General features: G+C 65.5%; 2 protein-coding genes. Both read right to left on the bottom strand.

Annotation, left to right across the window (positions count from 1 at the left end):
* Positions 1–1,549 (bottom strand): condensation domain-containing protein (locus RYH74_RS26125; protein WP_317410592.1); only part of this gene is annotated, 1,549 nt, incomplete at its 3' end.
* An 840-nt stretch (positions 1,550–2,389) separates the two neighbouring features.
* The coding region (locus tag RYH74_RS26120; protein WP_317410590.1) for an AMP-binding protein at positions 2,390–3,470 on the bottom strand (1,081 nt) is incomplete at its 5' end.

The following is a 3,470-nucleotide window of genomic DNA, read 5'->3' as shown; positions in this document are numbered from 1 at the left end:
GGGCATCCGGGGTGGCGAACACCTGGGCTTCGACCAGCTGATGGATGCTTTGCCCTGCCGGAAAGTCCGCTTCGGTGGCGTTCCAGTCGCGCACGATGATGTGCCGCTCAGGCACGTCCAGCAGCGGCAGGTCGGCAACCCGCTGCCCAGGCTCGCATACGATCCCCTGCAGCAGGTTCAGCCAATGCCGGGCCATGCCCTCGATGGTCGCCGCGTCGAACAGGTCGGTGGCGTAGGTCAGTGCCGCGCCAATGCCCTGCTCGTGCTCGAAGGTATCCAGGGTCAGCTCGAACTTGGCGGTGTGGCTGTCCCAGACCAGCTCTTCCATCTGCAGCCCTTGCAGGCTACGGCGCTCGCCCTTGGCCTGGGTCTGGTGGTTGTACATCACCTGGAACAGCGGGCTGTGGCCCAGGTTGCGCTCGACCTGCAAGGCCTCGACCAACTGCTCGAACGGCAGGTCCTGATGGGCCTGGGCACCCAGTGCGCGTTGCTTCACCTGCTGCAGCAGGTCAATGAAGATCATCTGCAGGTCGAACTCGGCCCGTAGCACCTGGGTGTTGACGAAAAAGCCGATCAGGCGTTCGGTCTCGACCCGGTTGCGGTTGGCAACCGGTACACCGACACGGATGTCTGGCTGGCCGCTATAGCGGTGCAGCAGCGCCTGGAAGCTGGCCAGCAGCAGCATGAACGGCGTCACGCCCTGCTGCTGGGCCAGCTGCTTGAGCGCCCCGGCCAGTTGCTGGTCCAGAGCGACCTTTACCCGTGCGCCCTGATGGCTGCTCACGGCGGGCCGCGGGCGGTCGGTGGGCAGCTCCAGCACGGGCTGCTCTTCTCCCAGTTGCGCGGTCCAGTAGGCCAGTTGCCTTTCCTGCTCGCCGGCCTCCATCCAGTTGCGCTGCCAGGTGGCGTAATCGGCGTACTGCACCGGCAGTGTCGGCAACGCCACGGGTTGGCCCTGGCTGTGGCCGTGGTAGAGCTGCACCAGCTCGTTGACCATTACCGGCATCGACCAGCCGTCGGAGACGATGTGGTGCAGGGTCAGCACCAGCACATGTTCGTCTGCTGCCAGGCGCAACAGGCACACACGCAGCAGCGGGCCCTGCTGCAGGTCGAAAGGCAGGTGGGCTTCGGCCTCGACACGCTGACGCAGGTGGCTGTCATCGGCCTGCGCCAGCACTTCAACGGCCAGTTCGAAAGGGACACGTGGGTGGATCACCTGAACCGCCTGCTCCCCTTCCAGGTGGAAGGTGGTACGCAGCGTTTCGTGGCGTTCGATCAGGGCTTCGAAACTGCGCTGCAGGGCTTGGGTATTCAGGTGGCCTTTGAAACGCAAGACAGACGAGAGGTTGTACGCGCCGCCCACCTCGCCCAATTGCGACAGTATCCACAGGCGCTGCTGAGCGTAGGAAAGCAGCACCGGCTCTGCAGGATCCCTCGGGAAGATCGGCGTGACACCGTACAGGTTCACGCCTTGTTTCTTGAGCAAGGCTGCCAACGCCTTACGTTTTTGGGTGGACAACGATACGACCGTATCGAGCAGCTCTTGCACAGGGAATCTCCTAAGAAATCAGCTCATCAATTTCCTCCGTAGTTAGACGGTTGAGTGGTGGCATGGATTTAGATGGAAATTCGGGGGAGGCAGCGCCCGGTGCATGTACAGCGTCAGCCTGATACCTGCACCGAACCCACTTCCCATGGCACTGCACATAACTCATTAGCAGGGCCTCTGTGGGACTCGGAAACCTGCGCCGTACCCGTGGGAGCGGGCGCGCCCGCGAACACCGGCGCAGCCGGTGCCATCCACCGCGTCACCTGCTTCGCGGGTGAACCCGCTCCCACAAGGGCCCCACCAGCTGAAGGAAAACGCCATACCTGTGGGAGCGGGCGCGCCCGCGAACACCGGCACAGCCGGTGCCATCCACCGCGTCGCCTGCTTCGCGGGCATGCCCGCTCCCACAGGCCCCCCACCAGCTGAAGGAATGCGCCATACCTGTGGGAGCGGGCGCGCCCGCGAACACCGGCGTAGCCGGTGCCACCCACCGCGTCGCCTGCTTCGCGGGCATGCCCGCTCCCACAGGGCCCCCACCAGCTGAAGGAATGCGCTGTACCTGTGGGAGCGGGCGCGCCCGCGAACACCGGCGCAGCCGGTGCCATCCACCGCGTCGCCTGCTTCGCGGGCATGCCCGCTCCCACAGGGGCCCCACCAGCTGAAGGAATGCGCTGTACCTGTGGGAGCGGGCGCGCCCGCGAACACCGGCGTAGCCGGTGCCATCCACCGCGTCGCCTGCTTCGCGGGTGAACCCGCTCCCACAAGGACCCCACCAGCTGAAGGAATGCCTCCATATCTGTGGGAAAGGGTTTACCCACATGCACGGATCACATCAGGGCCTCAGGAAATCAGCTCATCGAGCTCTTCCATGCTCAGGCTATCGAGCAGCGCCAGGGATCTGGCCAACTGGTCCTGGGTGGAATCATCCACGGGCGCCCTGGTCTCCAGCTGGCGACTGAAGTCAGCCAGCACCGGGAACTCGAAGAGTTCTTTCAATTCAGTCACTAGCCCCGCTTGCTCCCGGATGCGCACGATCACCGAGGTGGCCAGCAAGGAGTGCCCGCCAATCTCGAAGAAGTTGTCACCCAGGCCAACCCTCTCCAGCTTCAGCACATCCGCCCAGATCGCCGCGATCTGCTGCTCCAGATCGCTCCGCGGCGCGATGTACTCGCCCTGCGACTGGCTGGCATCCGGCTGCGGCAGGGCCTTGCGGTCCAGCTTGCCGTTCGGCGTCACTGGCAGCTTGCCGAGCAGCAGCAGGTGCGCCGGCACCATGTAGTCCGGCAAACCGGCCTTCAGCGCCTCGCGCAGGCTGTCGCGCAATGCGCCTTCGTCTTGCGTGCTGTCGGCAGGCACCACATAGCCCACCAGCTGCTTGCCGCTTGGCCCGTCCTGGGCCAGCACCACGGCTTCCTGCACACTCGGCAGTTCCAATAGACGCGCCTCGATCTCGCCCAGTTCGATGCGCAGGCCGCGGATTTTCACTTGGTGGTCGATGCGCCCGGCGTAGTCGATCACGCCATCGGCGCGGTAGCGCGCCAGGTCGCCGGTGCGGTACAGGCGCCCGCCGTTGTCGCTGAACGGGTCCGGCACGAAGCGTTCGGCGGTCAGCGCCGGGCGCTGGTGGTAACCACGGGCCAGGCCGACACCACCGAGGTACAGCTCGCCAGCACTGCCGCGCACCGACGGTTGCAGGCTGCCTTCGAGGATGTGGGTCTTGAGGTTGTCGATCGGCCGGCCGATCGGCACGCTGATGCTTTCGTCCGGCTGGCAGGTCCAGTGGGTCACATCGATCGCCGCTTCGGTCGGGCCGTACAGGTTGTACAGGCCCGCCGCCGGCAGGCGTTGCAGGGTCTGGCGGGCCAGTTCGGCCGGCAACGCCTCACCACTGCACACCACGCGCTTGAGGCTGACGCAGCTC

The organism is Pseudomonas sp. LSJ-87, from assembly GCF_032971465.1.
GTDB lineage: Bacteria > Pseudomonadota > Gammaproteobacteria > Pseudomonadales > Pseudomonadaceae > Aquipseudomonas > Aquipseudomonas putida_Z.
Note: the sequence above shows the minus strand (reverse complement) of the source record. Positions and strands in the feature narration are given on the sequence as shown.